Here is a 26,327-nt window from a genome sequence, read left to right on the forward strand (position 1 = left end):
CGAACCCCGCTGGTTTCAGCAAGCGAAACAGCAAACAAAACGCCCGGCAGTTGCCGGGCGTTTTTTATGGTCAAAGCAGCCTATCAACCGGCGGATCAGATGCCGGAGCCGTCGTGCTCGCCCTTCTCCTCGTGCAGGCCACATTCGCGCTTGAGGCCGAAGAAGCGGGTCTGCTCCTCGCTCATGCCCGGCTCCCACTTGGTGGTGGTGTGCACGTCGCCGACCGAGAGGTAGCCCTGATCCCACAGCGGGTGATAGGGCAGGTCAAACTCCTTGAAGTAGTAGAAGACGTCCTTGTTGCTCCAGTCGATGACCGGCAGGAACTTGAAGCGGCCGCGGGCGATGGCCAGCACCGGCAGCTTGCCACGGCTGCCAGATTGCTCCCGGCGCAGGCCGGAGAACCAGGTCTGGGCGCCGAGCTCCCGCAGGGCCCTGTCCATGGGCTCCACCTTGTTGAGCTGGTTGTAGCGGGTGATCCCCTCGACCCCCTGCTCCCACAGCAGGCCGAAGCGGGCCTCCTGCCAGGCCGGTGACAGCTCGGCCCGGTAGACCTTGAGATTCAAGGCGAGGCGCTCGGTCAGCTCGTCGATGAAGCGGTAGGTCTCCGGAAACAGGTAGCCGGTATCGGTCAGCACCACAGGCACCTCGGCCCGCTCGCGGCTCACCAGGTGCAGCATCAGCGCCGCCTGGATGCCGAAGCTGGACGACAGCACGTGTTCTCCCGGCAGCTCGGCCAGCGCCCAGCGCACTCGCTCGGGGGCGCTCATGGCATCCAGCTCCCGGTTGAGGGGAGCCAGCGCCTCGGTTTGCTCCTCCCGGCTCAGGCCGAGGAGGGATTGCAGATCAAGCGGCATAGAAGTCTCTCGCTGAATCGATGACGGGGGCCACCACCTTGGTGCGGATCACGAAGTCGCCGAAGCACTCGGCGCCCTGGCGCTCCTTGGCCCAGCGGCCGATGAGGGCATCCAGCTCGGCCAGGATCTGCGGCTCTGTGATGTTCTCCTGATAGAGGCGCGGGATGCGGGTCCCCTCCAGGTTGCCGCCCAGGTGCAGGTTGTAGCGACCGGGGGCCTTGCCCACCAGTCCCACCTCCGCCAGCATGGCGCGGCCGCAGCCGTTGGGGCAGCCGGTGACCCGGAAGATGATGGCGTCATCCGCCAGCCCGTGTTTGGTCAGCAGGCCTTCGATGTCGCTGACGAAGGCCGGCAGCATGCGCTCGGCTTCCGCCATCGCCAGCGGGCAGGTGGGCAGGGCCACGCAGGCCATGGACTGCTTGCGCTGCTCGCTCACGCCATCGTCCAGCAGGCCGTATTGACGGGCCAGCCCCTCGATGCGCGCCTTCTCGCCGGCGGGGACGCCGGCGATGATCAGGTTCTGGTTGGCGGTCAGGCGGAAATCCCCCTGATGGACGCGGGCGATCGCCAGCATGCCGGTCTTGAGCGGCTTGCCCGGGAAGTCCAGCAGGCGGCCGTTCTCGATGAACAGCGTGAGGTGATGCTTGCCGTCTATCCCCTCTACCCAACCGAAGCGATCCCCACGGCTGGTGAATTCATAGGGGCGCACCGGGCCGAACGGGATGCCGGCGCGGCGCTCCACCTCGGCCTTGAAGGCCTCGACACCGACCCGTTCCAGCGTGTACTTGGTCTTGGCGTTCTTGCGGCTGACCCTGTTGCCCCAGTCGCGCTGGGTGCCGACCACGGCGGCGGCCACTTCCAGCACGTGGGAGAGCGGAATGAAGCCGAAGTCGCTCGCCTTGCGCGGGTAGGTGCTGGTGTCGCCGTGGGTCATGGCCAGACCGCCGCCCACCAGCACGTTGAAGCCCACCAGCTTGCCGTGATCGCTGATGGCCACGAAGTTGAGATCGTTGGCGTGGATGTCCACGTCGTTGTGGGGCGGGATCACCACAGTGGTCTTGAACTTGCGCGGCAGGTAGTTGGAGCCCAGGATCGGCTCCTCATCCTCGCCGAGCTTCTCCCCGTCCAGCCAGATCTCCACGTAGGCGCGGGTCTTGGGCAGCAGGTGCTCGGAGATCTTCTTGGCCCACTCGTAGGCCTCCTGGTGCAACTCGGACTCGACCGGGTTGCTGGTGCAGAGCACGTTGCGGTTCACGTCACCGGCGGTGGCGATGGAGTCGATACCGGTGCCGTTGAGGGTCTGGTGCATCAGCTTGATGTCGCGCTTGAGCACCCCGTGGAACTGGAAGGTCTGGCGGGTGGTGAGGCGGATGCTGCCGTACAGGCTGTGATCCTCGGCGAACTTGTCGATCACCTGCCACTGGGCCGGGGTGATGATGCCGCCCGGCAGGCGGGCCCGCAGCATGACGTTGTGCAGCGGCTCCAGCTTCTGGGCGGTGCGCTCGGCGCGGATGTCTCTGTCATCCTGCTGGTACATGCCGTGGAAGCGGATCAGCTGGAAATTGTCGCCGTTGAAGCCACCGGTGAGCGGGTCCTGAAGATCCTTCTCTATGGTGCCGCGCAGGAAGTTGCTCTCACGCTTGAGGCGCTCGTTGTCGGACAGTGGCCCTTCAACCGGTCCTGCTTCTTGCTTCGAGATTGTTTGCTTGCTCATCAATAGACATCCCTTTGATAACGTTTGGCACGACGCAATTCGCTCAGATACTCTTCTGCTTCCTCATGGCTCTTGTGACCATGTTCGGCAATCACCTCCAGCAGGGCTTGCTGCACATCCTTCGCCATGTGGTTGGCATCGCCACAGACGTAGAAGTGGGCGCCGGCCTCCAGCCACTGGAACAGCTCGGCCCCCTGCTCGCGCAACTTGTCCTGCACATAGATCTTGTGGCCCTGATCCCGGCTGAAGGCCAGGGAAATTTTCGACAGCAGGCCGGACTTCACATAACGCTGCCACTCCACCTGATAGAGGAAGTCTTGGGTGGCGTGAGGGTTGCCGAAGAACAGCCAGTTCTTGCCCTCTGCCCCTGTGGTTTCCCGCTCCTGCAGGAAGGCGCGAAACGGCGCTATGCCGGTGCCGGGGCCCACCATGATCAGTGGAGTCTGCGGGTTTGCCGGCAGGCGGAAGTTGTCGTTGTGCTCCACGAACACCCGCACCTCGGCCTCTTCCGGCAGCCTGTCCGCCAGATAGGAGGAGGCGCCGCCGCTACGCAGGGTGCCATCGGCCTGGGGATGGCGTACCACGCCCACGGTCAGGTGCACCTCCTCTTCCACCTCGCTCTGGGCGGAGGCGATGGAGTAGAGGCGCGGGGTGAGCGGGCGCAGCAGCGCGACGAGTTGTTCGGCGCCGAGTCTGGCGGGGAAGCGCTTGAGCACATCCACCACCTGGGCCGCGGCGACCAGGGCATTGACCTGGGCCTTGTCCCCCGCCAGATCCTTCAGGGCGGCGTTGCCCGAGATGTCGGCCAGGCCTGTGATGAAGCCGCCGTGCAGCCGGGTCAGCTCGAAATGCTGGGTCAGCGCGGTGCGCAGCGGGCCCTGGGCGGTGACTTCATCGCCATTGAGGCCGGTCAGGGTCAGCACCTCGCTCACCAGCGCGGCATCGTTGTCGAACCAGATGCCGAGGGCGTCGCCGGGTTGATACTGGATGCCGGATTCCTCAAGGTTGATCTCGATATGGCGGATGTCCTTGGTCGAGTCGCGGCCGGTGATCTTCTGGTTGAGTGACAGCCGGGCCGGGAAGGGGTTCTCCTTGTGATACTGGCTGTGACCGACGGCACTTTGTACCGCACCGGCCACGCTGGCGGTTGCCGTGCCGGCCTTGAGGGTAGTAGCGGCGGCCTTGACCGCCTGCTCGCCCCAGGCCTTGGCGGCCGCCTGGTAGTCCACGTCCAGGCTGGCGAGTTCATGCAGGCGCTCGGCGCCCGCCTTTGCCAGGAAGTCGTCGAAGTCTTTGCCGGTCTGGCAGAAGAATTCGTAGGAGCTGTCGCCCAGCCCCAGCACGGCGAATTTGAGCCCCTCCAGCTTGCCTATCTTGCCCTTCTTGAGCTGCTCGAACAGATCCACCGCGCTCTCCGGCGGCTCCCCCTCCCCGTAAGTGCTCACTACCACCAGCAGGTGGCTCTCTTTCTTGAGCTGCTTGGGCTTGTAGTCGGCCATGGAGATCAGGGTGACGGGCAGGCCGAGGGCCTGCGCCTGTTGCTGGATGACGCTCGCCACGCCCTTGGCGTTGCCGGTCTGGGAGCCGTAGAGGATGGTCAGGCTGCCACCCGCTGCCGGGCTGGTAGCGGCGCCTGAGATCGGCTGGCTGCCGGATTGGGAGAGGCCATAGAGATAGCCGCTCACCCAGGCCAGTTGCTGGGTGTTGAGGGTCGCGAGGACCTGATTCAGCTGGCGTTGCTGGTCGCCAGAGAGGGGAGAGATATCCGTAAGTTGCATCACACACGTCTTCCATGGTCTGATTTTTGGTCAGGTTAAGGGGCGCGATGGATAACAACAAAGAATAAAAATGTCTTCTTTATGCGATTTGTGAATTTATAAAGTCAGGATCCGGCTCAAGCCGCCCTTGACCCGTGTTATAAAAGCGCAGTGATGAGTCCTTCCGTCAGCCACACAGGATAGATGTCGATGACCAGATTGTTTCATGTCAATGCCTTCAGCCAGCGCCCCTTCGGTGGCAACCCCGCCGTGGTGGTGCTGGGGCCCGAGCGGCCCGATGCCGAGCTACAGGCCATGGCGGCGGAGTTCAACCTGTCGGAGACCGCCTTCCTCAGCCCCATCGGGCCCGCGCACTACCGGCTGCGCTGGTTCACCCCGGCGGTGGAGGTAGATCTCTGCGGCCACGGCACCCTGGCGGCCGCCCATGTGCTGTGGCAGGCAGGGGCGGTGGCCCGTGCGCAGACCCTGCGCTTCGAGACCCGCAGCGGCGAGCTGCAGGCTTGCCGTGAGGGGGAGTGGATCCGGCTCGACTTCCCGCGTATCCCGCTGGCCCCCCTGACGCTGGATCCGGCCTACGCCGCAGCGCTCGGTTGCCGGCCGCTGAAAACCCTGGCGGCCGGCGCCAAGTTCCTGCTGGAGCTGGGGAGCGAGGAGGAGGTGAGGGCGCTCAAGCCGGATTTCCACGCCCTGCGCGCTCTGCCCGGTCGCGGCCTGATGGTGACGGCGCCGTCCAGCCGCACGGACGATGACTTCGTCTCCCGCTACTTCGCCCCCTGGGTCGGGGTGGAGGAGGATCCGGTCACCGGCTCCAACCACTGCGCCCTGGTGCCGTTCTGGGCCGAGCGCCTCGGCAAGACACAGCTGCGGGCGCGTCAGATCTCCGCCCGGGAGGGGGAGCTGAGGCTCAGCCTGGCGGGGGAGCGGGTGCTGATGGCGGGTCAGGCGCTGACCCTGTGGCAGGGGGAATGGCTGCTGCCACCCGGCGCGTAAGCCGCAAGCCGGCAGTTTCTCTTCGCCATAAAAAACGCCCCGCAGTTGCGGGGCGTTTTTAGTGCTATCGAGCATTCAGGCCAGGCCTGAGGCGATGGCTTATTTCTGTTGCGGGCGCAGGGCCGGGAACAGGATGACGTCGCGGATGGTGTGGCTGTTGGTGAACAGCATCACCAGACGGTCGATACCAATGCCCTGACCGGCGGTCGGCGGCAGGCCGTGTTCCAGCGCGGTCACGAAGTCGGCGTCGTAGAACATGGCTTCGTCGTCACCGGCTTCTTTCTGGTTCACCTGATCCTGGAAGCGCTTGGCCTGATCTTCCGCATCGTTCAGCTCGGAGAAGCCGTTGGCCAGCTCGCGGCCACCGATGAAGAACTCGAAGCGGTCGGTCACGTCAGGGTTCTGGTCGTTGCGACGGGCCAGCGGGGAGACGGCGGCCGGGTACTCGGTGATGAAGGTCGGTTGCAGCAGCATGTGTTCGACCGTCTCTTCGAAGATGGCGGTGATCACGTGACCCAGCTCCCAGCCCTTCATCAGATCGATGTGCAGACGCTTGGCGACGGCCTTGGCGCTCTCCAAGGTGGACAGATCTTCCAGCGTCACGCCCTCGGCGTACTTCAGGATGGAGTCCACCATGGTGAGGCGCTGGAACGGCTGACCGAAGTCGATGGTCAGGCCCTCTTCGCCCTCTTTGGCGTAATGGATCTTGGTGTCACCCAGGATGTCCTGGGCCAGGGTGCGCAGCAGCTCCTCGGTCAGGTCCATCAGATCGATGTAATCGGCGTACGCCATGTAGAACTCGATCATGGTGAACTCGGGGTTGTGACGCACCGAGATGCCTTCGTTACGGAAGTTGCGGTTGATCTCGTACACGCGCTCGAAACCACCGACCACCAGCCGCTTCAGATAGAGCTCGGGGGCGATACGCAGGTACATGTCGATGTCCAGCGCATTGTGGTGAGTGACGAACGGACGCGCGGAGGCACCACCCGGGATGACCTGCATCATGGGGGTTTCCACTTCCATGAAGCGCTTCTCGTTGAAGAACTTGCGGATGCCGGAGACCACCTGGGTGCGGATCATGAAGGTCTTGCGGGACTCTTCGTTGGCGATCAGATCCAGGTAACGCTGGCGGCAGCGTGCTTCCTGATCGGTCAGGCCCTTGTGCTTCTCGGGCAGCGGACGCAGCGCCTTGGTCAGCAGACGGATGGTGGAGACGTGGACGGAGAGCTCGCCGGTGTTGGTGCGGAACAGGGTCCCTTCCACGCCGACGATGTCGCCCAGATCCCACTTCTTGAACTGCTCGTTGTAGAAGCCTTCCGGCAGATCGTCACGGGTCACGTAGATCTGGATCTTGCCAGCCATGTCCTGCAGGGTCGCGAAGGAAGCCTTACCCATGATCCGGCGGGTCATGATACGACCAGCAATCTTCACCCGTTTACCCAAGGCCGTCAGCTCGTCGGCGCTCTTGTCGCCAAACTCGGCGTGCAGATCGCCGGACAGGCTGTCACGACGGAAGTCGTTGGGGAAGGGATTGCCCTGGGCGCGCAGGGCGGCCAGCTTGGAGCGACGCTCGGTCATCTCGTTGTTCAGTTCGAGCTGATTCTCGACTGCCGGAGTGGTGGTTTGTTCAGACATGGTGATTCCTGCTGCTCTGTTTACAGGCCTGATTTCAGGCTGGCTTCGATAAACTTGTCCAAGTCGCCGTCGAGTACCGATTGGGTATTACGGGTCTCGACGCCGGTGCGCAGATCCTTGATACGGGCATCATCGAGCACGTAAGAGCGGATCTGACTGCCCCAGCCGATATCGGACTTGGTCTCTTCGAGGGCTTGCTTCTCAGCGTTCTGCTTCTGAATTTCCAGCTCGTAGAGCTTGGCCTTCAGCTGCTTCATACACTGATCTTTGTTCTTGTGCTGGGAACGGTCGTTCTGGCACTGCACCACCACCCCGGTCGGGATGTGGGTGATACGCACCGCGGACTCGGTCCGGTTGACGTGCTGACCACCGGCGCCGGAGGCACGGTAGACGTCGATGCGCAGATCGGCCGGGTTGATGTCGATCTCGATGTCGTCGTCGATCTCGGGGTAGACGAACACCGAGCAGAACGAGGTATGACGACGGCCACCCGAGTCAAACGGTGATTTACGGACCAGGCGGTGCACGCCGGTCTCGGTGCGCAGCCAGCCGAACGCATACTCGCCGGTGAACTTGACGGTGGCGGACTTGATACCGGCCACGTCGCCGTCAGACAGCTCGATCAGCTCCGGCTTGTAGCCGTGGGCATCGCCCCAGCGCAGGTACATGCGCAGCACCATGTTGGCCCAGTCCTGGGCCTCGGTGCCACCGGAACCGGACTGGATGTCGATGTAGCAGTCGGAGCCGTCGTGCTGGCCGGAGAACATGCGGCGGAACTCGAGATCCACCAGCTTGGCTTCCAGCTGATCGGCTTCGGCCACGGCTTCGTTGAAGGTCTCTTCGTCCTCACCTTCGACCGCCAGGCTGACCAGCATCTCGACGTCCTCAGCACCTTGTGTCAAGACGTCTATGGTGTTGACCACGTTGTCCAGCGACACGCGCTCTTTGCCCAGCGCCTGTGCGCGCTCTGGCTCATTCCAGACATCCGGCTGTTCCAGCTCGGCATTGACCTCTTCTAGACGCTCTTTCTTGGCGTCATAGTCAAAGGTACCCCCTAAGCAGCTCGGTCCTCTCAGACAGCTCCTTAAGCTTGTTTAATACAGGATTGACTTCAAACATCGTGAAAACTCTCGGGGTCGATGTGATTTAAAAACGGGATATTCTAGCCAATTGCGGAAGGAATAGACAGGGTTGGCTGCCCCTGACCGGCTTTGGAGGCCGATTTCCGCGCTCATTTGCTCCGCATCAGCGGAAAATATCGCCTGTTACCACATTCTCAGCTTCAGTTTCGACCGGATTGGCCGCTAACAATACATGGTGCTATGCGCCGTCCTGGTAATCCTGTTCCTGACTCACAAGAAGAAAACACGATGAAAAACCTATCACTCAAGCAGAAGATACTGTTGTCTGTGGTGATCGCCCTGTCGCTGGTGATCCTGCTGCTCTCCTGGCAGAGCTATACCAGTCAGAAGTCACTGCTGCTGCAAGGCAGTCAGGAGCAGGTACAACGGCTCGGCAGCCAGCAGGCCGAGCGGATCAGCGACTGGCTCTCCGCCCGTCGCGATGTCATCCAGGCGCTGGGCAACAAGGCCAGCCCCGAGCCCCTCAACGCGCTGCAACAGGCGCAGGTCTCCGGCCGCTTCCAGCTCACCTATTTCGGTGAGGGCAGTGGCAAGATGAACGACTCGGATCCCTCCATCAACCGTGACGGTTACGATCCCCGCTCCCGCGGCTGGTATCAGGAGGCCATGGGCAAGGGCGGCATGATAGTGACCAAGCCCTATCTGGACGTGGCCTACAACATCATGGTGGTGACCCTGGCCCAGCCGGCGCAGGGCGGGGTGGTCGGCGGCGATCTCTCCATCGCCTCCCTGGTGGAAGACGTCACCAAGATGAAGCTGCCCGCCGACGGCATCGCCATCATGATGCACAAGGACGGCACCGTCATCGCGTACAAGGACGCGGCCAAGGCGATGAAGCCGGCCACCGAGATCGACAACGATCTCTCCAACGCCCTGATCGAGCAGAGCAAGAGCAGCGCCAGCCTGGTGCCCGCCTATTTTGACAACGAGGGCCGCGACAAGCTGCTGTGGGCCATGGATATCCCGGACACCGACTGGGAGTTGGTGCTGGTGCTGGACAAGGCCACCCTGGAGGCGCCGCTCTCCTCCCTGCTGATGACCCAGCTCGGCCTGGCCCTGCTGGTGCTGGTGGGTAGCATCCTCGCCATCTCCTGGCTGGTCAGCCTGCTGCTGGGCCCGCTCGGCAAGGTCTCCCAGGCCCTGGCCCGCATCGCCGACGGTAACGGCGATCTGACCCAGCGCATCAAGATCGACGCCAACGACGAGGTGGGCCAGCTGGCCAACAGCTTCAACCGCTTCGTCGGCAGCCAGCATCAGCTGATCGGCAACATCCGCCAGCTCGCCAACGAGCTGAACGCGGATGCCGAGCGCAGCCTGGTGACCAACCAGGCCGCGGTGGAAGAGCTGCAGCGTCAACAGCAGGAGGTGACCATGGTCGCCACCGCGGTGACCGAGATGGCGAGCGCCACCATGGAGATCGCCGGCAACGCCGAGAACACCGCCGCCGCCGCCCAGCAATCCGCCCAGAGCAGCGAGCAGGGCAAGATGTTGGTCAACCAGACCCGTCAGTCCATCAACAGCCTGGCCGAGGAGGTGGGGCAGGCGACCGGGGTGATCGGCGAGCTGAGCCGCCATGCCCAGGCCATCTCCGGCATCCTCTCCACCATCCAGGGCATCGCCGAGCAGACCAACCTGCTGGCGCTGAACGCGGCCATCGAGGCGGCCCGTGCCGGCGAGCAGGGCCGTGGCTTCGCCGTGGTGGCGGACGAGGTGCGGGTGCTGTCGCGCCGCACCCAGGACTCCACCCAGGAGATCCAGTCGACCATAGAGACGCTGCAGCAGACCACGGCCCGTGCGGTCAGCCTGATGCAGACCAGCCAGGGGCTGGCGGACAACAGCGTGAAGGACGCCGATGCCGCCGCCGCCGCGCTGGAGGAGATCACCCAGGCGGTCTCGCTCATCTCCGACATGGCGGGTCAGATCGCCACCGCCGCCGAGGAGCAGACCCAGGTGACCGGCGAGATCACCCAGAACACCACCGCCATCAAGGACGTGAGTGACGAGATCACCGCCGCCGCCATGCGGGATCTGGATCAGGCGCAGGGCCTCAAGGGCCGTGCCACCAACCTGAACCAGCAGGTCTCGACCTTCATCCTCTAAGGGAGGTTCAGGGTGCGGAGCAACTCCGGCGCCTCATGTAAAAAGCCCCGCACTCTGGTGCGGGGCTTTTTGTTGTCCGTCATCCAGCCAATGCCTTGATGGGATGCGCCCTGGTTGTTGCTGACGGGGCTGCGCCGCTTGCTTGCCCTCATGCTGTACCCGCTCGGCCGCTATAGGGCCGCGCCGGCGGGAGCCAGCAAGCAAAGAGCCCACCAAAAGGTGGGCTCTGTTCATATCGGGTTTAGCGCGGCGCGTTACAGGAAGGGCAGCGCCAGGAACAGCTTGATCACCATGGCATTGATGATGTCGATGAAGAAGGCGCCGACCATGGGCACCACCAGGAACGCCATGTGGGACGGACCGAAGCGCTGGGTGATGGCCTGCATGTTGGCAATCGCCGTCGGGGTGGCACCGAGGCCGAAGCCGCAGTGACCCGCCGCCAGTACGGCCGCGTCGTAGTTGCTGCCCATGACCCTGAAGGTGACGAAGACGGCGTAGAGCGCCATCGCCACGGTCTGGACGGCCAGCAGGACGAAGATCGGCAGCGCCAGGCTGGCCAGATCCCACAGCTTCAGGCTCATCAGCGCCATCGCCAGGAACAGCGACAGGCTGACGTTGCCGAGCAAGGAGACTTCCCGATCGCTCACCTCGTGCCATTTCAGCAGGGAGAGCAGGTTGCGCAGCAAGACGCCGGTGAACAGCACGCAGACGAAGACCGGCAGCTCGAGGGCACCGCCCTTGAGGTAGAGGGAGATCAACTCGCCCCCCTTCAGGCAGATGGCGATCAGCGTCACCGTCTCGATCAGGCTGTAGGTGGTGATTGGGCGCTCTATTTCGGGCATCTCGAAGCCCTGGGGGGCTTCGTCCCTGTTGTGCTCCTCACCGGGCACCTGCACCTTCTTCACCAGGTAGCGGGCGACCGGGCCGCCGATCAGGCCACCCAGCACCAGACCGAAGGTGGCGCAGGCCATGGCGAGTTCGGTCGCCGATTGCAGACCGTACTTCTCGCTGAAGATGGCGCCCCAGGCCGCCCCGGTGCCGTGGCCACCGGAGAGGGTGATGGAACCGGCCAGCAGCCCCATCAGCGGATCCAGGCCGAGCAGGGTGGCCAGGCCAATCCCCAGGATGTTCTGCATCATCAGCAGGCCGGTCACCACCAGCAGGAAGGTGAACACCGCCTTGCCGCCCCGCTTGAGGTTGGCGAGATCGGCGGAGAGGCCGATGGAGGCGAAGAAGGCCAGCATCAGCGGGGTCTGGAATGCGGTATCGAAGCGCAGTTCCACGTCCATGCTGGCGCGCAACAGCACCAGCACCAGGGCGACGACCAGGCCACCGGCCACCGGTTTGGGGATGCTGAAGGTACGTAGCACGCCGATCCGGTTGACCAGCGAGCGGCCGAGCAGCAGCACCAGAGTGGCTGCGACCAGGGTGGCATAAGGATCAAGTTGTATCATTCGGTACTCCCATGTTGATTGGCTGTGTCTTCGCTGATGAAGACGCACAGATTCAGCCGGGATGAAAAACAGTGTGGCTAAGACGCCAATTTCAGGAGGGGCGACAGGCCCCCACCCCATGTGGATATGGGGTTTATACGAGCCTGATTCCATCAGGCATCCAGAGGTGATTTAATCAAAATCCGCCGGATAGTAGCAAAAAATACCAACTCCATCCATATTTGTCAGATTAATGGTTGTTTTTTAACATTGTTGTGATATTTATCACTTTTTAAGAAAGCCGGATCCGGCCCTAAAAAACCTGCCGGCGACGCTCCTTTTTGGGCGTCGACTTTGATGCTCAGACGGCTTCGAAGCCCTCGACAAATGGGCGATGACGAGGCCGCTTGCTCACCGGCTCATTCGCCGGTTGCCGGCTCATAGCGAGGCGAGCGACATGATGCGAAACGGCCGCGTTGCCGGCGGGTGGCGACTCGCAGCTTTCCCGTCTGGGAGAGGAATAGGAAGTGAAGAAATCGGGTGATCCCTATATGATTTGCCGGTTTCCAGCCCATAGAGAGGAGAGGGTGTGAAGAAGTCTATCTACATCGCCTACACAGGCGGCACCATAGGGATGCAGCGTTCCGACCACGGTTATGTGCCGATGGCGGGCTTTATGGAAGACTGTCTGGCACGGATGCCCGAGTTTCATCGAGCCGAGATGCCCGATTACCACATTCATGAATATGCTCCCCTCATCGACTCCTCCGACATGACCCCGGCGGACTGGCAGCGCATCGCCGAGGACATTCGTGACAACTACGAGAAATACGACGGCTTCGTGATCCTGCACGGCACCGACACCATGTCGTTCACCGCCTCGGCGCTCTCCTTCATGCTGGAAGATCTGCACAAGCCGGTCATCATCACCGGCTCCCAGATCCCGCTCGCCGAGCTGCGCTCGGACGGCCAGCAGAATCTGCTCAATGCGCTCTATATCGCCGCCAACTACCCGATCCACGAGGTGACGCTGTTCTTCAACAACCAGCTCTATCGTGGCAACCGCAGCAAGAAGGTGCATGCGGACGGCTTCCACGCCTTCGACTCGCCGAACTACCCGCCACTGCTCAACGCCGGCATCGCCATCGCGCTGGAGGCGGGGGAGCTGGGGGGGCCGTCCGAGCGTGCCCTGGTGCTGCACGACATCACCCCCCAGCCCATCGGCGTGGTGACGCTCTATCCCGGCATCTCCAGCGAGGTGATCGCCAACATCTTGCAGCAGCCGGTGCGAGCGCTGATCCTGCTCTCCTTCGGGGTGGGCAATGCGCCGCAGAATCCGGCCATGCTGGCGCTCTTGTCCGAGGCCTCGGCCCGCGGCGTCATCATCGTCAACCTGAGCCAGTGCCTGCACGGCAAGGTCAACATGGGCGGCTATGCCACCGGCAACGCGCTCTCCCGGGCTGGGGTCATCTCGGGTTTCGACATGACCGCCGAGGCGGCGCTGACCAAGCTGCACTTCCTGCTGAGCCAGGACTTGCCGGCGCCGCGCATCCGCGAGCTGATGCAGCAATCTCTGCGCGGCGAGCTGACGCCCTGAGACGTTCCCTCACCCTAGCCCTCTCCCAGAGTGAGAGAGGAAAAAAAGAGGGGAGCCGCAGTGGCTCCCCTCTTTTTTCATGACCTGACGAGGCCTGTCTCGGCGCTCAATGGCTGAGGTCGATGCGGACTATCTCTTCCTCGTCACGGTACTGGCGCTTGAGCTCGCTCTTGCTCTTCATGACGATCTCGCCATCGCGGCCTATGTTCATGTGCTCGGGATTGTCGAGGTGCATCGCCTGCCAGGCCATCACGGCCTGCAGGGAGGTGGCCTTCTGCTCCTCGGTGAGGGGCTGGCCGTCCGGCCACTTGCCGAGTTCGACCGCGGTCTTGAGCCGCTCGTACACTTCCTTGGGCATCTGCCCTATCACCTGTTGAAATGACATCCGGCCTCTCCTTGAAAATTGAGCCATAAACCCGGGCTTATAACCTGTTCACGATCTTACTGCGAGGCCGTGATCAAGGCTCATGTGCTGCTCGGAATCCTCATGTATTCATATACATTCCGGTTCCTGCGCTGCTCTTCACCTTGTTGACGACCTCTCGCAACAGATCGTAGACAGGTTCTTAGACGGGAAGGTCCTGGCGTACCACGCCGGCCATCTGCTCCATCACCCGTACCACCTGACAACTGTACCCGAACTCGTTGTCATACCACACGTACAGCACGCAGTGATCCCCCTCGGCGATGGTGGCCTGGGAGTCCACTATGCCCGCGAAGCGGGAACCCACCATGTCGGAGGAGACCAGCTCGGTGCTGGCGCTGAAATCGATCTGGCGATGCAGGGCCGAGCTCAGCGCCATCTGCTGCAGATAGGCATTGAGGCTGTCCCGGTCGGTAGCCTGCTCCAGCGACAGGTTGATGATGGCCAGCGACACATTGGGGGTCGGCACCCGGATGGCGTTGCCGGTCAGCTTGCCCTTGAGCTCGGGCAGCGCCTTGGCCACCGCCTTGGCGGCGCCTGTGCTGGTCATCACCATGTTGAGCGCGGCACTGCGGCCACGGCGCTCGCCCTGGTGATAGTTGTCGATCAGGTTCTGATCGTTGGTGTAGGAGTGCACTGTTTCCACGTGACCGTGGCGGATGCCGTACCTGTCCTGCATCACCTTGAGCACCGGGGTGATGGCGTTGGTGGTGCAGGAGGCGGCGGAGATGATGCGATCGTCCTGGGTGATCACCTGGTGGTTGACCCCGAACACCACGTTCTTCATCTCGCCCTTGCCGGGGGCGGTCAGCAGCACCCGGGCGGCGCCGCGCGCCTTGAGGTGCTCGGAAAGGCCCGCCTCATCGCGCCAGACCCCGGTGTTGTCGACGATCAGCGCGTTCTGGATACCATAGGCGGTATAGTCGATATCGCTCGGGCTGCTCGCGTAGATCACCTGGATGAAGGTGCCGTTGGCGATGATGGCGCTGCGCGCTGCATCCACCTCGATGGAGCCGTTGAAGGGGCCGTGCACCGAGTCGCGGCGCAGCAGGCTGGCGCGCTTCTCCAGATCCCCCTCGCGGCCGCCACGCACCACTATGGCCCGCAGGCGCAGGGAGTTGGCGGCGCCGGTGCGCTCGATCAGCAGTCGGGCCAGCAGGCGGCCGATGCGGCCGAAGCCGTACAGCACCACGTCGGTCGCGGGCGGCACGGCGCCGTGCAGCGCCGGTGCCAGCTGGGCGCGCAGGTAGTCGTCGAGGCCGGCCTCGTCCTGGTGATCCTGCCAGTAACCGACGGCCAGCTTGCCGATGTCTATCTCGGCGGCGGTCGGGTTCAGGGCGAGGATGGCTTGCAGCAGGGGGAAGCTCTGCTGGATCGGGAGGGGAGTGCCCTGGTGGCGGCGAACGACCCTGTGGGCCTTGAGGATGTCGATGGTGGAGGCGTTTTGCAGGGGGCGTCCAAAGATGGTGATCTCTATCCCTTGCTGGCGGTAGAGACGACCGATCAAGGGTTGCATGGCTTCGGCGAGCTCCTGGCTCTCCTGCCACGCCTGCAAGTAGTGCTCGTGGGTCATTAACCAGATCCTTTATTTCACGTTGTTGAAGCAAATTGCCGGGGCAAATTGAAATTCGTCGAATGCAGATCGGTGTAGGGCCGTTCATTTCGTTATATTATTCTGCAGTCGCGGCCTTATACGGCGCGCGCATTGTAATGGATATGTAGCCTGTTTGCTAGTTGGCGGTGGCCATGGCGGGTTGCGATTGTTACCAATCAGAAGTGAGCCATGACCCCATTTTCCCTGCGTCCGTTACTGCTCGGCCTGTCCTGTTGTCTGACGCTGATGGCCTGCGACGGCGACCGGACCAACGACATCTGTGCCAAGAATCAGCAGCTCTGCGTGGATCTGGTGGACGACGGCTGGTGTCGCCCCGAGCGCGGTGAGGTCATCCAGGCCCGCTACCGTCTGCAGGAAGAGGGTTCGGACCGGGACAGCTACGCGCTGATGCTGAGTCTGGAGCGCTACCTGCAGTGCGCCGAGCACTCCACCAACGTCGAGTACAAGCGGGCAAGGGAGCAGAAGAGCCCCAGGGTGGAGGGCATGCTGGCCGCCGGCACCCAGCTGGAGCAACTGGCGGTGCAGACCCGGGCCTCCCGGGATCCCTACCTGCTGCTCTGGCACTGGACCCATCATCGCAACCCGCAGGCGCGGGCCAGCTTCCTCGCGCTGGAGGGCAGCCCCGCGCTGGAGGAGCCCGAGCTGCAACTGGCGCTGGGGGGCATCTATGCCCAGCGCGAGCCGCGCAAGGCCATAGCGCTGATGCACCACGCCCTCAGCCTCTATCGGGAGGGGGACAAGGTCAACGGCCGCATCCTCACCTCCCTCAGCACCCTCTACATGAGGCAGCAGGAGTTCGGGCTGGCCTATCAGTGGGGCAAGGTGAGCGAGTCGTTTCAGGACAGCCCCGAGCTCTCGGCCAACCGGCTCGGGATCTACCACGCCATCGGCAAGGGGGAGCAGGATGCCGGCGATCGGCTGGCCGCCACCATAGTCCAGCAGCTCCAACAGGGGGTCTACCGTCCGCTATGAACGTGCTTGAGTCATCACAGGAGTGGAGCGATCCCTTCGACATTCGTCTGTTCCATGCGCAGGTCGTCGGCGACGGGCGGGTGCTCGAGCGCACCACTGTCCGGGCCGTGGTGCTGCGCGGCGATGAGCTGCTGCTGGTGCACTCCAGGGTCAATGGCGATCTCATGTTCCCGGGCGGCGGCGTCGAGGCGGGGGAGTGCCACGGCACCGCGCTGGCCCGCGAGCTGCGCGAGGAGTGTGGCGCCGAGCTGCTGGAGGTAGGGCTGCTGCTGGGGGAGACGCGGGAGTTTCGCGCCGCCCGCGAGGCGGATTATGACGCCTACTGCATCCACTCCTTCTACTACCTCTGCCGCCTGGGGGAGGCGTGGAGCGAGCCGCGGCCCCAGCCCTACGAGATCCGGCTCGGCTTCACCCCCGGCTGGTTCGCGCTGGATGAGGCGCTGCAGCGCAACAAGACCCAGCTGGCCGGCCCCTGTCCGCAATGGACGGTGCGGGAGACCCGGGTGCTGGCCGAGCTGCAGCACTGGGTCGACGCCGGCCTGTTGTGAGCCGGGCCGCCTGGCCCAAGTTCGCAGATAAAAAAACCGCCAGAAGGCGGTTTTTTTGTTGTCGCTGCCGGCTCAGGGCTGGCAGACCGGGCAGAAGGCATAGGTGCCTTGCGGATCGTTGAAGCGGGTCAGCGGATCGAGACCCCGGTTGAGCTCCAGCATGGCCTTGCCCAGACCGGCGGGCAGCCAGCTCTGCAGATGGGGAGCCAGCGCGCGGGCGCTGCTGTCGAACAGCTCGCGCAGGAACCTGTCCCTCGCCGACTCTTCCTGTTCGATGGGGGTCACCTGCCAGCTCTTGAGGTTGGCCAGATCGGCGGCGGCCTTGAGGGCGTCGTCCAGGTTGCCGAACTCGTCCACCAGGCCAAGATCCTTGGCATCCTGGCCGGTCCAGACCCGGCCTTCGGCGGCTTTCTCCGCCTCTTCCGGGCTCAGGCCCCGGCCCTTGCCGACCAGACCGACGAAGCGCTGGTAGGTGTCTTCCACACTCAGCTGGATGGCTTGACCGACGTGCTCCGGCAGGGCCCGGGTCAGGCCTACGCCGGCGAAGTCGGTGGTGCCGACGCCGTCGGTGTGCACCCCGTACTGGGAGAGCGCCTTGTCGATGGTGGCGAACATGCCAAACACCCCGATGGAGCCGGTGAGGGTGGTGGGGGAGGCGAAGATCTTGTCCGCATCGGCGGAGATCCAGTAGCCCCCGGAGGCGGCGTAGCTGCCCATGGAGATGACCACCGGCTTGCCCGCCTGCTTCAGGGCCAGCAACTCGGCGCGGATCTGCTCGGCGGCGAAGGCGCTGCCGCCGGGGCTGTCGACCCGCAGTACCAGGGCCTTGACCTGATCGTCGCGGCGGGCATCGGCCAGCAGATCGGCCAGGCTGTCACCGCCTATGGTGCCGGCAGGCTGGACCCCATCCATGATGGCGCCGCTGGCGACGATGAGGCCCACCTCATCCTTGCCGCTCTGGGGATATTGCTCGGGGAGGGCGGCCAGATACTCTTTCAGACCGACCCCTTTCCAGCCGTGCTCCTCGTCTTCCCCCACTTCCTTGATGACCGCCTGGGTCATCTCGTCGCGGGTGGCGAGCTGATCCACCAGGCCGTTGTCGAGGGCGTAGCTGGCGGCATTGCCACCGGCCTTGCGCAGCAGCTCGAGGAAGCGATCCTTGCTCGGGGCGACGGCGTCGGGCTCTATCTCCCGCTGCCCGGCCACGTCGGTCACATAGGATTGCCACAGTTGATCCAGCCAGCGCTGGTTCGCCTCCTTGCTCTCCGGGGACATCTCATCGCGGATGTAGGGCTCGACGAAGGACTTGTAGGTGCCAACCTTGAACACGTGGGGGGTGACGTTGAGCTTCTCCAGCGCCGACTTGAAGTAGGTCTGGTAGACGCCGAGCCCCTCGATCAGCACGGCGCCGCTCTGGTTGAGCAGCACGTGATCGGCGTGGGCGGCGATCAGGTAGGCGCCCTGGCTGTAGTAGTCGGCCATGGCGATGACCGGTTTGCCGCTCTCCTTGAACTCGTCGATGGCATTCGCCACCTCCTGCAGCTTGGAGAGGCTGGAGCCTTGTAGCCCCTGGGGCTTGAGCACCAGCGCCTTGATGCGATCGTCATCCTTGGCGCTGTGAATGGCCCACAGCAGATCGGCGAGGACGATTTCGCTCGGCTGATCGTCGCTCTTGTCCACCTGCTTGAGCAGCTGCACGGTCGGATCGGTTTGGGTGCGCTGTTCGACCAGCACGCCGGCGAGATTGAGGGTGAGGGCGCCCTCGATGGGGGTGTTGGGCGCCTCTGTCTGGCCGACGCTGAAGACGATAACCAGCACTATGATGAGAAACAGCAGATTGACCAGCATCAGCCGGGTAAAATTGAGCAGACGCCAGAGGCTGCGAAACAGCCACCCCAGACCTTTGAAAATAGACATAGCCGCGTTATCGCCCTGTTAATGGGTAGAGAAGGGCCATTATTAACCAGTTGGCCCGTCAATTGCCATTTCCGCTTGGGGGCGATCCGCACCCCACTCTTCGGAACACGCCTGTTCGCTGAAAAAATGTCCAAACATTTGTTTGAAAAAGAAATTTCGATTCTTTACTCTAGCCTCAGTTTGATAACAAAAAATTAACTGGAGGCCCTGTGAGCCGCTACCCGACGTTGCTGACCCCCCTCGATCCAGCTTGTACCCCCTCGCGTCGCAGCGTGCTCGCGATCCCCTGTGCCTCGGTCTTGCAAGGAGCCGCATCATGAGCCGTTACCCGAACCTGCTGGCCCCCCTCGATCTCGGTTTCACCCAGTTGCGCAACCGGGTGCTGATGGGCTCCATGCACACCGGCCTCGAAGAGGAGAAGGGCGGCTTTGACAAGCTGGCCGCCTTCTATGCCGAGCGGGCTCGCGGCGGCGTCGGCCTCATCGTCACCGGCGGCATAGCGCCGAATCTGCGCGGGCGCCTGGTGCCGCACGGCTCGCAGCTCAGCTTCCCCTGGCAGGTCGCCAAGCACAAGAAGGTGACCAGCGCCGTGCATCAGGAGGGGGGCAAGATAGCGCTGCAGATCCTCCATGCCGGGCGCTATGCCTACCATCCGTTCAGCCTGGCGCCGAGCGCCCTCAGGGCCCCCATCTCCCCGTTCAAGCCGCGCGCCATGAGCGAGCGCCAGATCCGTGGCACCATCCGCGACTTCGCCACCACCGCGGCCCTCGCCAAGGCGGCGGGCTATGACGGGGTCGAGGTGATGGGGTCGGAAGGCTATCTCATCAACCAGTTCATCTGCGAGCGCACCAACCAGCGCAGCGATGGCTGGGGCGGCAACAATGACAACCGCATGCGCTTCCCGCTGGAGATAGTGCGCGCCATTCGCGAGCGGGTCGGCACCGACTTCATCATCATCTTCCGCCTCTCCATGCTGGATCTGGTGGAGAAGGGCTCCTCCCTGGAGGAGGTGATTGCCCTGGGCAAGGCGCTGGAGCTGGCCGGGGTGAGCCTCATCAACACCGGCATCGGCTGGCACGAGGCGCGCATCCCCACCATAGCCACCAGCGTGCCGCGCGGCGCCTTCAGCTGGGTCACGGCTGAGCTTAAAAAACACCTCAAGGTGCCGCTCATCACCACCAACCGCATCAACACCCCCGAGGTGGCCGAGCGCATATTGGCCCAGGGGGAAGCGGATATGGTCTCCATGGCGCGCCCCTTCCTGGCCGACCCCGAGTTCGTCATCAAGGCCGCCGAGGACAGGGCGGACGAGATCAACACCTGCATCGCCTGCAACCAGGCCTGCCTCGATCACGTGTTCAAGCAGAAACGCGCCTCCTGCCTGGTCAATCCGCGCGCCTGCTTCGAGACCGAGCTCAATTTCGGTCGGGTGCCCCAGCCCAAGAAGCTGGCGGTGGTGGGCGCCGGCCCGGCCGGGTTGGCGTTTGCCTGCTACGCCGCCGAGCGCGGCCATCAGGTGAGCCTGTTCGATCAGGCGCAGACCATCGGTGGCCAGTTCAACTTCGCCAAGCAGATCCCGGGCAAGGAGGAGTTTCACGAGACCCTGCGCTACTTCGCCAGGCGGCTGGAGAAGTGCGGCGTCGAGCTCTATCTCGGCCAGCGGCAGAGCGCCGAGAGCCTGCTCGGTGGCGGCTTTGACGAGGTGATCCTCGCCACCGGCATACGCCCGCGCACCCCCAACATTCCCGGTATCGATCATCCCAAGGTGCTGAGCTATATCGATGTGCTGCGGGATCACAAGCCGGTGGGTGACAAGGTGGCGGTGATCGGGGCCGGCGGCATCGGCTTCGACGTGGCGGAGTACCTGGTGGAGGGCAAGGGGGATCGCAGCCGGGATCACTGGCTCAAGGAGTGGGGCATCGACAAGAGCCTCGGCGAGCGTGGCGGCCTGATGACCCCGGTGATCGACGCCCCCGAGCGCCAGATCTGGCTGCTGCAGCGCAAGGAGAGCAAGGTGGGGGATGGCCTGGGCAAGACCACCGGCTGGATCCATCGTACCGTGCTCAAGAACCGCAAGGTGCAGATGCTCTCCGGCGTGCAGTACCTGCGCATCGACGACGAGGGGCTGCACATCCAGGTGGGCGAGGCCCAACAGTGCCTGCCGGTGGATCAGGTGATCATCTGTGCCGGTCAGGAGCCCCTCAAGGAGCTGCAGGCCGGGTTGCAGGCGGCGGGCAAGCCGGTGCACATCATCGGCGGTGCCGACGTGGCCGCCGAGCTGGATGCGAAGCGGGCCATCCGCCAGGGGGCCGAGCTGGCCGCCGTCATCTGAGCCGGCTCATCGGGTAAGGAAGGGACCAATGGGTCCCTTTTTTTATGGCTCACCCCGGCCGGGCAGTTTCACCGGGGACGGTATTGTTGTATTTGTGGTATGCAAACGTTCTCTGTTTGTATCCATTGCATGGGCGAATGCCATTGGGTGCCCTGCCGGGCAGGGTGTCGCTGGGAAGGTCGACCAGATCCCGGCGAGCCCCGGAAGCGGGCAATGGGCGCCGTCTATCAATGGGAATTCTCTGTCGGGTGCCGGATGCACCTGGAATCGGTAAAGGAAACCAAGCAAATGAGCCTAGCTAAATCACGGATGCCTACTCAGACGTCGGGTCGTCGCCTGAGTGCCATCGCCTTGGGCATGGCGATGACCCTGCACGGCACCACTGCCGCCGCCGACCCCGCGGGACGGCTCATCTTCCTCGGCTGGACCGCCGATCAGCAACATTCCGTCTGGCTCTCCGCCATCTCCCCCGGCCAGTTCGAGGTCGAGTCTGCCAAACAGAGCCAGATCTACGACAGCTGGCGGCAGGATCACAAGGGGCTGCACCTGACCGTCTCGCCGGAGGCGCAGAACGGGGGCACGCACAAGTTGTATGCCTACGTCGACTCGAGCGGCAAGCGGGTCCTGCTCGATACGGATAACCAGCAATCCGGCCACTTCACCTTCCCGGACCACTTCACCCCGCCTAACCTGCCCTCCAGGCCTACTTCGCCACCCCAGGGGATGATGCCGACCCGGCCCCCCCTCGGTGGCATCACTAGCCCCGGTGGCGTGCAGCCGCCGATCGGCACATTGCCACCCCAGGGGATGATGCCGACCCGGCCCCCTCTCGGTGGCATCAACCGGCCCGGTGGCGTGCAGCCGCCGATCGGCACCCTGCCACCTCAGGGGATGATGCCGACCCGGCCCCCCCTCGGCGGCATCAACCGGCCCGGTGGTGTGCAGCCGCCGATCGGCACCCTGCCACCTCAGGGGCTGATGCCGACCCGGCCCCCCCTCGGCGGCATCACTCGGCCCGGTGGTGTGCAGCCGCCGATCGGCACCCTGCCACCCCAGGGGATGATGCCGACCCGGCCCCCCCTCGGCGGGATCAACCGGCCCGGTGGCGTGCAGCCGCCGATCGGCACTCTGCCACCCCAGGGGATGATGCCGACCCGGCCCCCTCTTGGCGGCATCACTAGCCCCGGTGGTCAAGGAATGATGCCGACCCGTCCTCCCCTCGGTGGCATCACTCGACCCGGTGGCGTGCAACCGCCGATCGGCACCCTGCCACCCCAGGGGATGATGCCGACCCTGCCCGGTGGTGTACAGCCGCCGATCGGCACCCTGCCGCCGCAGGGCGTGATGCCGACCCTGCCCGGTGGCGTACAGCCGCCGATCGGCACCCTGCCGCCCCAGGGGCTGATGCCGACCCGCCCGCCTCTGGGGGAGCGGCCCTTTATCCCCCTCCCGGCTCCCGTCACCTTGCCGGGCCGGATGACGGCGGGCCAGCAGGCGAGCGAGCGCGCCCTGAACGAGCGCACCCTGTGCGTGATGGCCGACGAGCGGGACCAGCTGACTCCCGAGCAGCGAGATCAGTATCCCGCCTGCCCCTTCACCCGTGCCGAGCTGGCGGCGGGCCAGGTGGCCAGCCAGAGCCAGCCCGTCCCCTTGCCGGAGGGACGGCGTTGGAACCTGTGGGCGGACGAGGTCTATTACGACATCTCGGATCACCGGGAGGGGCTGGACATGTCGGGCTCGACCAATGTGTTCAGCCTGGGGGCGGATACCCGGCTCGACAACGATCTCATCCTCGGCCTTAGCGTCGCCCGGGTCGACAGCAAGGTGGACTCCTTCAATGGCGGCATGCGGCTGTCCGCCGGCGGTTACAACATTGGCCCCTATCTGGCGTATCCGGTATCGGCCAGCTGGATGCTGGATGGCAGCCTGGTGTATGGCTGGATGGATAACAATCAGGACCTCCTGTTCCTGTCCGGCGACTACGGCTCGACCTCCGTTGGCGGCAGCCTGGGGGCCACCGGCCAGTACTTCTGGGAAGAGACCTCGGTGCGCCCGCGACTGGCCATCAACTACAGCCACAACCGCAGCGACGGCTACCGGATGGAGGGAGATTACCAGGGGCTGGCACTGCGGCTGAACCAGGACAGCGACAGTTACAACCAGGGCAACATGACTGGGACGGTCGAATTCAGCCGCGTCTATTACACCAGCAAAGGGCTGCCGCTGATGCCTTATGGGGAGCTGGGGCTGGATTATGGCTTTGAGCGGCCGAACGATGGCTATATCCTGACGGGCGATCTCAGCTCGGCGCGCACCGAACCGCTCAGCGGCACTGTGCGACTGGGGATGCGTACCCTGATCGGCGGCGAAGCCACCCTGACCACCAGTGCCGGGTACACCAGCATTGGGCAGGATAGGCTCAACATCTGGGAATGGCGCATCAACCTCTCCAAGCCGTTCTGACCCCTATCGACAGGGCGGTTCACCGCCCTCATGACCAAGAAGGAGCATCGAATGGATGCACTGACACTGCTGCTCAACCGCCACTCCTGCGGCCGCCTGACCACCCCGGCGCCGAGCGGCGAGGTGCTCGACAACATCCTCAAGGCGGGCCTGCGCGCGCCGGATCACGGCACCCTGACCCCCTGGCAGTTCATTCTGTTTGAAGGGGAGGGGCGTGAACGGCTGGGGGCCGTGCTGGCCGAGGCCGCCCGTGCCCGTGGCGAAGACGAAGAGAGCATCAAGAAGAGCCGGGAGGCGCCGCTGCGGGCCCCCCTGCTGGTGGCGGTGGCGACCCGTCATCAGGATCACCCCAAGGTGCCGAAGCTGGAGCAGGAGCTCTCCGCCGGTTGCGCCCTGATGGCGATGCAGATGGCGGCCCAGGCGCAGGGGTTCAACGGCATCTGGCGCTCCGGCTGGTTCATCTTCGATGAGCGGGTCAATGCCGGGCTGGGCTTGGCACCGGCGGATCAGCTGGTGGGCTTCCTCTACCTCGGCACCCCCATGCTGGAGGCGCGCAAGCTGCGCGAGCTACCGCTAAACGAGTTCATCCGGCACTTCTAAACGAGGCCTGTTGAAGCAAAAAGCCCTGATCAATCAGGGCTTTTTTCATCTACTGACAGGACCATCAGGCTGTACGCATAAATAGGCGCTTGCCAAGGGGGGAAAAGAGGTTGGCTGGGAATTTTTTGAATAGTGAGAGGCCGTTCTCAATCCTGGTCGATTACGCTACGTAAAACGTTTGCGCCCCGTTATTATCCCTCTCGCCAGTTTAGAAGGCGACCCCTTCTAATTTTCTGCGATGAGAGTCGCAATTCCGTAGCACCTTTTTATAGCCCAACGTCTTGATGACATTGGGCTTTATTTTTATGGGCGTTTTTTGACCTGTGTCCCTGGCATCCGGCAGCCCCTTTTTACAGTCCAATGTGGCTCATGACATAGGGCTCTATTTTTATGGGCGGATTTTGAGCTGTTCCCCTAGGTCACTGGCATCTTAGCCCTGGCGGGCAGGATGCGGGCCGGGTTGCCCACCACCCGCGCACCGGCTGGCACGTCTTTGGTCACCACGGCGCCTGCGCCGACGATGGCCTCCCGCCCTATGGTGACGCCGGGCAGCAGGATGGCGCCGCCGCCTATCCAGACCCTGTCCTCTATGGTGACCGGCAGCGCCGTCTCCACCCCGCAGATGCGCTCATCGGCCGCCAGGGCGTGGGCGGCGGTGTAGATCTGCACGTTCGGCCCTATCATGACCGCGGCGCCGATGCGGATCGGGGCGTTATCCAGCAAGGTCGCCCCCATGTTGATGTAGGAATCCTTCCCCAGGCTGATGTGGCGGCCATAGGTGCAGTAAAACGGTGGGCAGATGAAGGCCCCCTCCGCCAGCTCGCCGATCAGCGCCCGCAGCAGGATCTGCTGTTCTACCTCCTCCTCGGCCCGGTTGAAACGACGATACAGGCGGGCCGTCTCCCGGCGCAGGGCATCCAGCTCGGAGGCCATGCAGTTATAGGGCTGGCTGGTGATCATCTTGTCGTACTCGGTCATGGCTGCTCCTGTGGCTTGCCTTTGTGGCGCATGGGGTTCACATGTTAGCGGTCCGGCCGCCGGATAACCGTGATCAGCGGCCCGCTACGGGCAGCACCAGATTGGTCGGCCTGCCCTCGGCAAAGGCAATCAGGTTGTCAAAGGCGGCCTGAAAGTAGAGCTCGTAGCTGTTGTGTTCCACATAGCCGAGATGGGGCGTGGCCAGCACATTGGGCAGGCGCAGCAAAGGCTCGCTTTGCGCCGTGGCAGGCTCTGCGTCGAACACGTCGAGTGCTGCGCGCCGGGTGGGGTTGGCGGCGAGTTCAGCATAAAGGGCGCCCGGTTCGACAAGCTCCGCTCGACTGACGTTGACCAGCAGGGAGTCGGCCTTCATCCGCGCGAGATCGGTGCGGGTCACACAGCCACGGGTTGCCTCGTGCAGGCGCAGATGCAAAGAGAGGATGTCGGCGTCACGAAAGAAGGCCTCCTTGTCGGAGGCGCTGGCATGGCCATCCCGCTCGGCCTGCTGGCGGGAGCCCTCGCTGCCCCAGATCAGCACCGACATGCCAAAGGCCCGGCCGTAACCGGCCACCAGCCTGCCAATCTTGCCGTAGCCCCAGATGCCGAGCGTCAGCCCCTGCAAGGTACGGCCCAGCCCCAGTGTGCCGGATTGCTGCCACTGTCCCTGGGCGAGGGCATGACAATAGGCCGGGAGGTGGCGGGAGGCGGCCATGATGAGCGCCCAGCAGAGCTCGGCGGGTGCCACCGGGCTGCCGATGCCTTCAGCGACGGCTACCCCGTGGCGCTGACACAAGAGGGGATCGATATGCTGGCTGATCTTGCCGGTCTGACTGATGAGCCAAAGGGAGGGGAGCCTGCGCAGCAACGCCTCGTCGATGCGGGTGCGCTCGCGGATCAGTACCAGCGCCTCTACCCCTGCCAGCTTGGCGGCAAGACGCTCGGGGTCAGGTTCGCTTTGGGTGAGGATGGTTACGTCGTGGCCCGCCAGGCGGGTAAAGCAGGGCAGATGACGCACCTGATCCTGATAGTCATCCAGTATGGCAATCCGCATAAGCACTCCGTGTCGCAAGGGGGACTGGCGGCCTATCCTACCGGAAACGGGGTGAGCTGTGTGGTCAAATGAGCACTGATTGCAGTGCGGGTATGGATGGTGCTGGGTGGCCGTACCAGAGAGGTGGCTGCTGCCGGCGGGTTGAAAACAGACGGGGCTCCCGTGTGGGAGCCCCGTTGAT

19 protein-coding genes are annotated in these 26,327 nt (G+C 63.9%); 8 read left to right on the top strand and 11 right to left on the bottom strand.

Annotation, left to right across the window (positions count from 1 at the left end; all coding sequences use genetic code 11):
* Positions 1–95 precede the first annotated feature (95 nt).
* From EL255_RS04760 to EL255_RS04770, 3 genes are read right to left on the bottom strand one after another with little or no spacing between them, the layout of a single operon-like run.
* Positions 96–854: a phosphoadenylyl-sulfate reductase gene (locus tag EL255_RS04760; protein ID WP_042651736.1), complete on the bottom strand. Its 759-nt coding sequence runs from the start codon at positions 852–854 to the stop codon at positions 96–98.
* Positions 844–2,568, bottom strand: coding sequence for an assimilatory sulfite reductase (NADPH) hemoprotein subunit (cysI, locus tag EL255_RS04765; protein WP_042651737.1), 1,725 nt, complete (start codon positions 2,566–2,568; stop codon positions 844–846). Before cysI ends, EL255_RS04760 begins: the two co-directional genes overlap by 11 nt.
* Positions 2,568–4,346, bottom strand: coding sequence for an assimilatory sulfite reductase (NADPH) flavoprotein subunit (locus tag EL255_RS04770; RefSeq protein ID WP_042651738.1), 1,779 nt, complete (start codon positions 4,344–4,346; stop codon positions 2,568–2,570). Before EL255_RS04770 ends, cysI begins: the two co-directional genes overlap by 1 nt.
* Positions 4,347–4,529: 183 nt before the next feature.
* On the opposite strand from EL255_RS04770, the gene EL255_RS04775 reads away from it, so the two are divergent.
* Positions 4,530–5,336, top strand: coding sequence for a PhzF family phenazine biosynthesis protein (locus EL255_RS04775; protein ID WP_042651739.1), 807 nt, complete (start codon positions 4,530–4,532; stop codon positions 5,334–5,336).
* 99 nt (positions 5,337–5,435) lie between these two features.
* Here the strand turns inward: EL255_RS04775 and lysS are convergent, their stop codons facing one another.
* Both lysS and prfB read right to left on the bottom strand, forming a co-directional pair.
* On the bottom strand, positions 5,436–6,974 hold the full coding sequence (gene lysS, locus EL255_RS04780) for a lysine--tRNA ligase (RefSeq protein ID WP_033132420.1): 1,539 nt from the start codon (positions 6,972–6,974) through the stop codon (positions 5,436–5,438).
* Positions 6,975–6,994: 20 nt separating this feature from the next.
* Positions 6,995–8,093 (bottom strand): peptide chain release factor 2 gene (gene prfB / locus EL255_RS04785; protein ID WP_126623275.1). Its coding sequence is split into 2 segments (ribosomal slippage): positions 6,995–8,017 and positions 8,019–8,093, totalling 1,098 coding nucleotides; the frame shifts between segments, so codons are not numbered across the junction.
* Between the two features lie 251 nt (positions 8,094–8,344).
* Between prfB and EL255_RS04790 the strand changes: the two genes are divergently transcribed.
* On the top strand, positions 8,345–10,216 hold the full coding sequence (locus tag EL255_RS04790) for a methyl-accepting chemotaxis protein (protein ID WP_042651740.1): 1,872 nt from the start codon (positions 8,345–8,347) through the stop codon (positions 10,214–10,216).
* Positions 10,217–10,470: 254 nt separating this feature from the next.
* Here the strand turns inward: EL255_RS04790 and gltS are convergent, their stop codons facing one another.
* Complete coding sequence (gene gltS, locus EL255_RS04795; protein ID WP_042651741.1) at positions 10,471–11,670, bottom strand: sodium/glutamate symporter; 1,200 nt, start codon at positions 11,668–11,670, stop codon at positions 10,471–10,473.
* Between the two features lie 568 nt (positions 11,671–12,238).
* Here gltS and ansA point away from each other — a divergent pair.
* Positions 12,239–13,246, top strand: a complete 1,008-nt coding sequence (gene ansA, locus EL255_RS04800) for an asparaginase (protein ID WP_042651742.1) — start codon at positions 12,239–12,241, stop codon at positions 13,244–13,246.
* Between the two features lie 106 nt (positions 13,247–13,352).
* On the opposite strand, the gene EL255_RS04805 is transcribed toward ansA, so the two are convergent.
* Both EL255_RS04805 and EL255_RS04810 read right to left on the bottom strand, forming a co-directional pair.
* The gene (locus EL255_RS04805; protein ID WP_042651743.1) at positions 13,353–13,631 is read right to left on the bottom strand and encodes a YeaC family protein; all 279 of its coding nucleotides are present in this window, start codon (positions 13,629–13,631) and stop codon (positions 13,353–13,355) included.
* Positions 13,632–13,812: 181 nt separating this feature from the next.
* Positions 13,813–15,243: a glyceraldehyde-3-phosphate dehydrogenase gene (locus EL255_RS04810; protein ID WP_042651744.1), complete on the bottom strand. Its 1,431-nt coding sequence runs from the start codon at positions 15,241–15,243 to the stop codon at positions 13,813–13,815.
* 210 nt (positions 15,244–15,453) lie between these two features.
* Here EL255_RS04810 and EL255_RS04815 point away from each other — a divergent pair, with 210 nt between their 5' ends.
* Complete coding sequence (locus EL255_RS04815; RefSeq protein WP_042651745.1) at positions 15,454–16,257, top strand: DUF2989 domain-containing protein; 804 nt, start codon at positions 15,454–15,456, stop codon at positions 16,255–16,257.
* Complete coding sequence (locus tag EL255_RS04820) at positions 16,254–16,805, top strand: NUDIX domain-containing protein (RefSeq protein WP_042651746.1); 552 nt, start codon at positions 16,254–16,256, stop codon at positions 16,803–16,805. Before EL255_RS04815 ends, EL255_RS04820 begins: the two co-directional genes overlap by 4 nt.
* 72 nt (positions 16,806–16,877) lie before the next feature.
* On the opposite strand, the gene sppA is transcribed toward EL255_RS04820, so the two are convergent.
* On the bottom strand, positions 16,878–18,722 hold the full coding sequence (gene sppA, locus EL255_RS04825; RefSeq protein WP_042651747.1) for a signal peptide peptidase SppA: 1,845 nt from the start codon (positions 18,720–18,722) through the stop codon (positions 16,878–16,880).
* A 316-nt stretch (positions 18,723–19,038) separates the two neighbouring features.
* On the opposite strand from sppA, the gene EL255_RS04830 reads away from it, so the two are divergent.
* The 3 genes from EL255_RS04830 to EL255_RS04840 all read left to right on the top strand — a co-directional run bounded on the left by EL255_RS04830 (position 19,039) and on the right by EL255_RS04840 (position 24,117).
* Complete coding sequence (locus EL255_RS04830) at positions 19,039–21,054, top strand: NADPH-dependent 2,4-dienoyl-CoA reductase (RefSeq protein ID WP_042651748.1); 2,016 nt, start codon at positions 19,039–19,041, stop codon at positions 21,052–21,054.
* 288 nt (positions 21,055–21,342) lie between these two features.
* Positions 21,343–23,517 carry an autotransporter outer membrane beta-barrel domain-containing protein gene (locus EL255_RS21505; RefSeq protein WP_232018905.1) on the top strand — a complete coding sequence of 725 codons (2,175 nt, stop codon included), beginning with the start codon at positions 21,343–21,345 and terminating at the stop codon, positions 23,515–23,517.
* Positions 23,518–23,568: 51 nt separating this feature from the next.
* Positions 23,569–24,117 carry an NAD(P)H nitroreductase gene (locus EL255_RS04840; RefSeq protein ID WP_042652833.1) on the top strand — a complete coding sequence of 183 codons (549 nt, stop codon included), beginning with the start codon at positions 23,569–23,571 and terminating at the stop codon, positions 24,115–24,117.
* Between the two features lie 414 nt (positions 24,118–24,531).
* Here EL255_RS04840 and EL255_RS04845 read toward each other — a convergent pair whose 3' ends face one another.
* Together EL255_RS04845 and EL255_RS04850 are read right to left on the bottom strand one after the other, a co-directional pair.
* Positions 24,532–25,095 (bottom strand): sugar O-acetyltransferase, encoded by a 564-nt coding sequence (locus EL255_RS04845; protein ID WP_042652832.1) that lies wholly within the window; start codon positions 25,093–25,095, stop codon positions 24,532–24,534.
* Positions 25,096–25,168: 73 nt separating this feature from the next.
* The gene (locus tag EL255_RS04850) at positions 25,169–26,146 is read right to left on the bottom strand and encodes a D-2-hydroxyacid dehydrogenase family protein (protein WP_042652831.1); all 978 of its coding nucleotides are present in this window, start codon (positions 26,144–26,146) and stop codon (positions 25,169–25,171) included.
* Positions 26,147–26,327 lie beyond the last annotated feature (181 nt).

Source organism: Aeromonas encheleia, from assembly GCF_900637545.1.
Classification (GTDB): Bacteria; Pseudomonadota; Gammaproteobacteria; order Enterobacterales; family Aeromonadaceae; genus Aeromonas; species Aeromonas encheleia.

Excerpts from the sequence above, each read along its gene's own strand:
- EL255_RS04815 (WP_042651745.1), top strand. The coding sequence starts at position 15,454 with ATGACCCCATTTTCCCTGCGTCCGTTACTGCTCGGCCTGTCCTGTTGT.
- EL255_RS04760 (WP_042651736.1), bottom strand. The coding sequence starts at position 854 with ATGCCGCTTGATCTGCAATCCCTCCTCGGCCTGAGCCGGGAGGAGCAA.
- sppA (WP_042651747.1), bottom strand. The coding sequence starts at position 18,722 with ATGTCTATTTTCAAAGGTCTGGGGTGGCTGTTTCGCAGCCTCTGGCGT.
- EL255_RS04845 (WP_042652832.1), bottom strand. The coding sequence starts at position 25,095 with ATGACCGAGTACGACAAGATGATCACCAGCCAGCCCTATAACTGCATG.
- EL255_RS04775 (WP_042651739.1), top strand. The coding sequence starts at position 4,530 with ATGTCGATGACCAGATTGTTTCATGTCAATGCCTTCAGCCAGCGCCCC.
- EL255_RS04830 (WP_042651748.1), top strand. The coding sequence starts at position 19,039 with ATGAGCCGTTACCCGAACCTGCTGGCCCCCCTCGATCTCGGTTTCACC.
- cysI (WP_042651737.1), bottom strand. The coding sequence starts at position 2,568 with ATGAGCAAGCAAACAATCTCGAAGCAAGAAGCAGGACCGGTTGAAGGG.
- EL255_RS04790 (WP_042651740.1), top strand. The coding sequence starts at position 8,345 with ATGAAAAACCTATCACTCAAGCAGAAGATACTGTTGTCTGTGGTGATC.
- EL255_RS04850 (WP_042652831.1), bottom strand. The coding sequence starts at position 26,146 with ATGCGGATTGCCATACTGGATGACTATCAGGATCAGGTGCGTCATCTG.
- lysS (WP_033132420.1), bottom strand. The coding sequence starts at position 6,974 with ATGTCTGAACAAACCACCACTCCGGCAGTCGAGAATCAGCTCGAACTG.
- gltS (WP_042651741.1), bottom strand. The coding sequence starts at position 11,670 with ATGATACAACTTGATCCTTATGCCACCCTGGTCGCAGCCACTCTGGTG.
- EL255_RS04810 (WP_042651744.1), bottom strand. The coding sequence starts at position 15,243 with ATGACCCACGAGCACTACTTGCAGGCGTGGCAGGAGAGCCAGGAGCTC.
- EL255_RS21505 (WP_232018905.1), top strand. The coding sequence starts at position 21,343 with ATGAGCCTAGCTAAATCACGGATGCCTACTCAGACGTCGGGTCGTCGC.
- EL255_RS04805 (WP_042651743.1), bottom strand. The coding sequence starts at position 13,631 with ATGTCATTTCAACAGGTGATAGGGCAGATGCCCAAGGAAGTGTACGAG.
- EL255_RS04840 (WP_042652833.1), top strand. The coding sequence starts at position 23,569 with ATGGATGCACTGACACTGCTGCTCAACCGCCACTCCTGCGGCCGCCTG.
- EL255_RS04820 (WP_042651746.1), top strand. The coding sequence starts at position 16,254 with ATGAACGTGCTTGAGTCATCACAGGAGTGGAGCGATCCCTTCGACATT.
- EL255_RS04770 (WP_042651738.1), bottom strand. The coding sequence starts at position 4,346 with ATGCAACTTACGGATATCTCTCCCCTCTCTGGCGACCAGCAACGCCAG.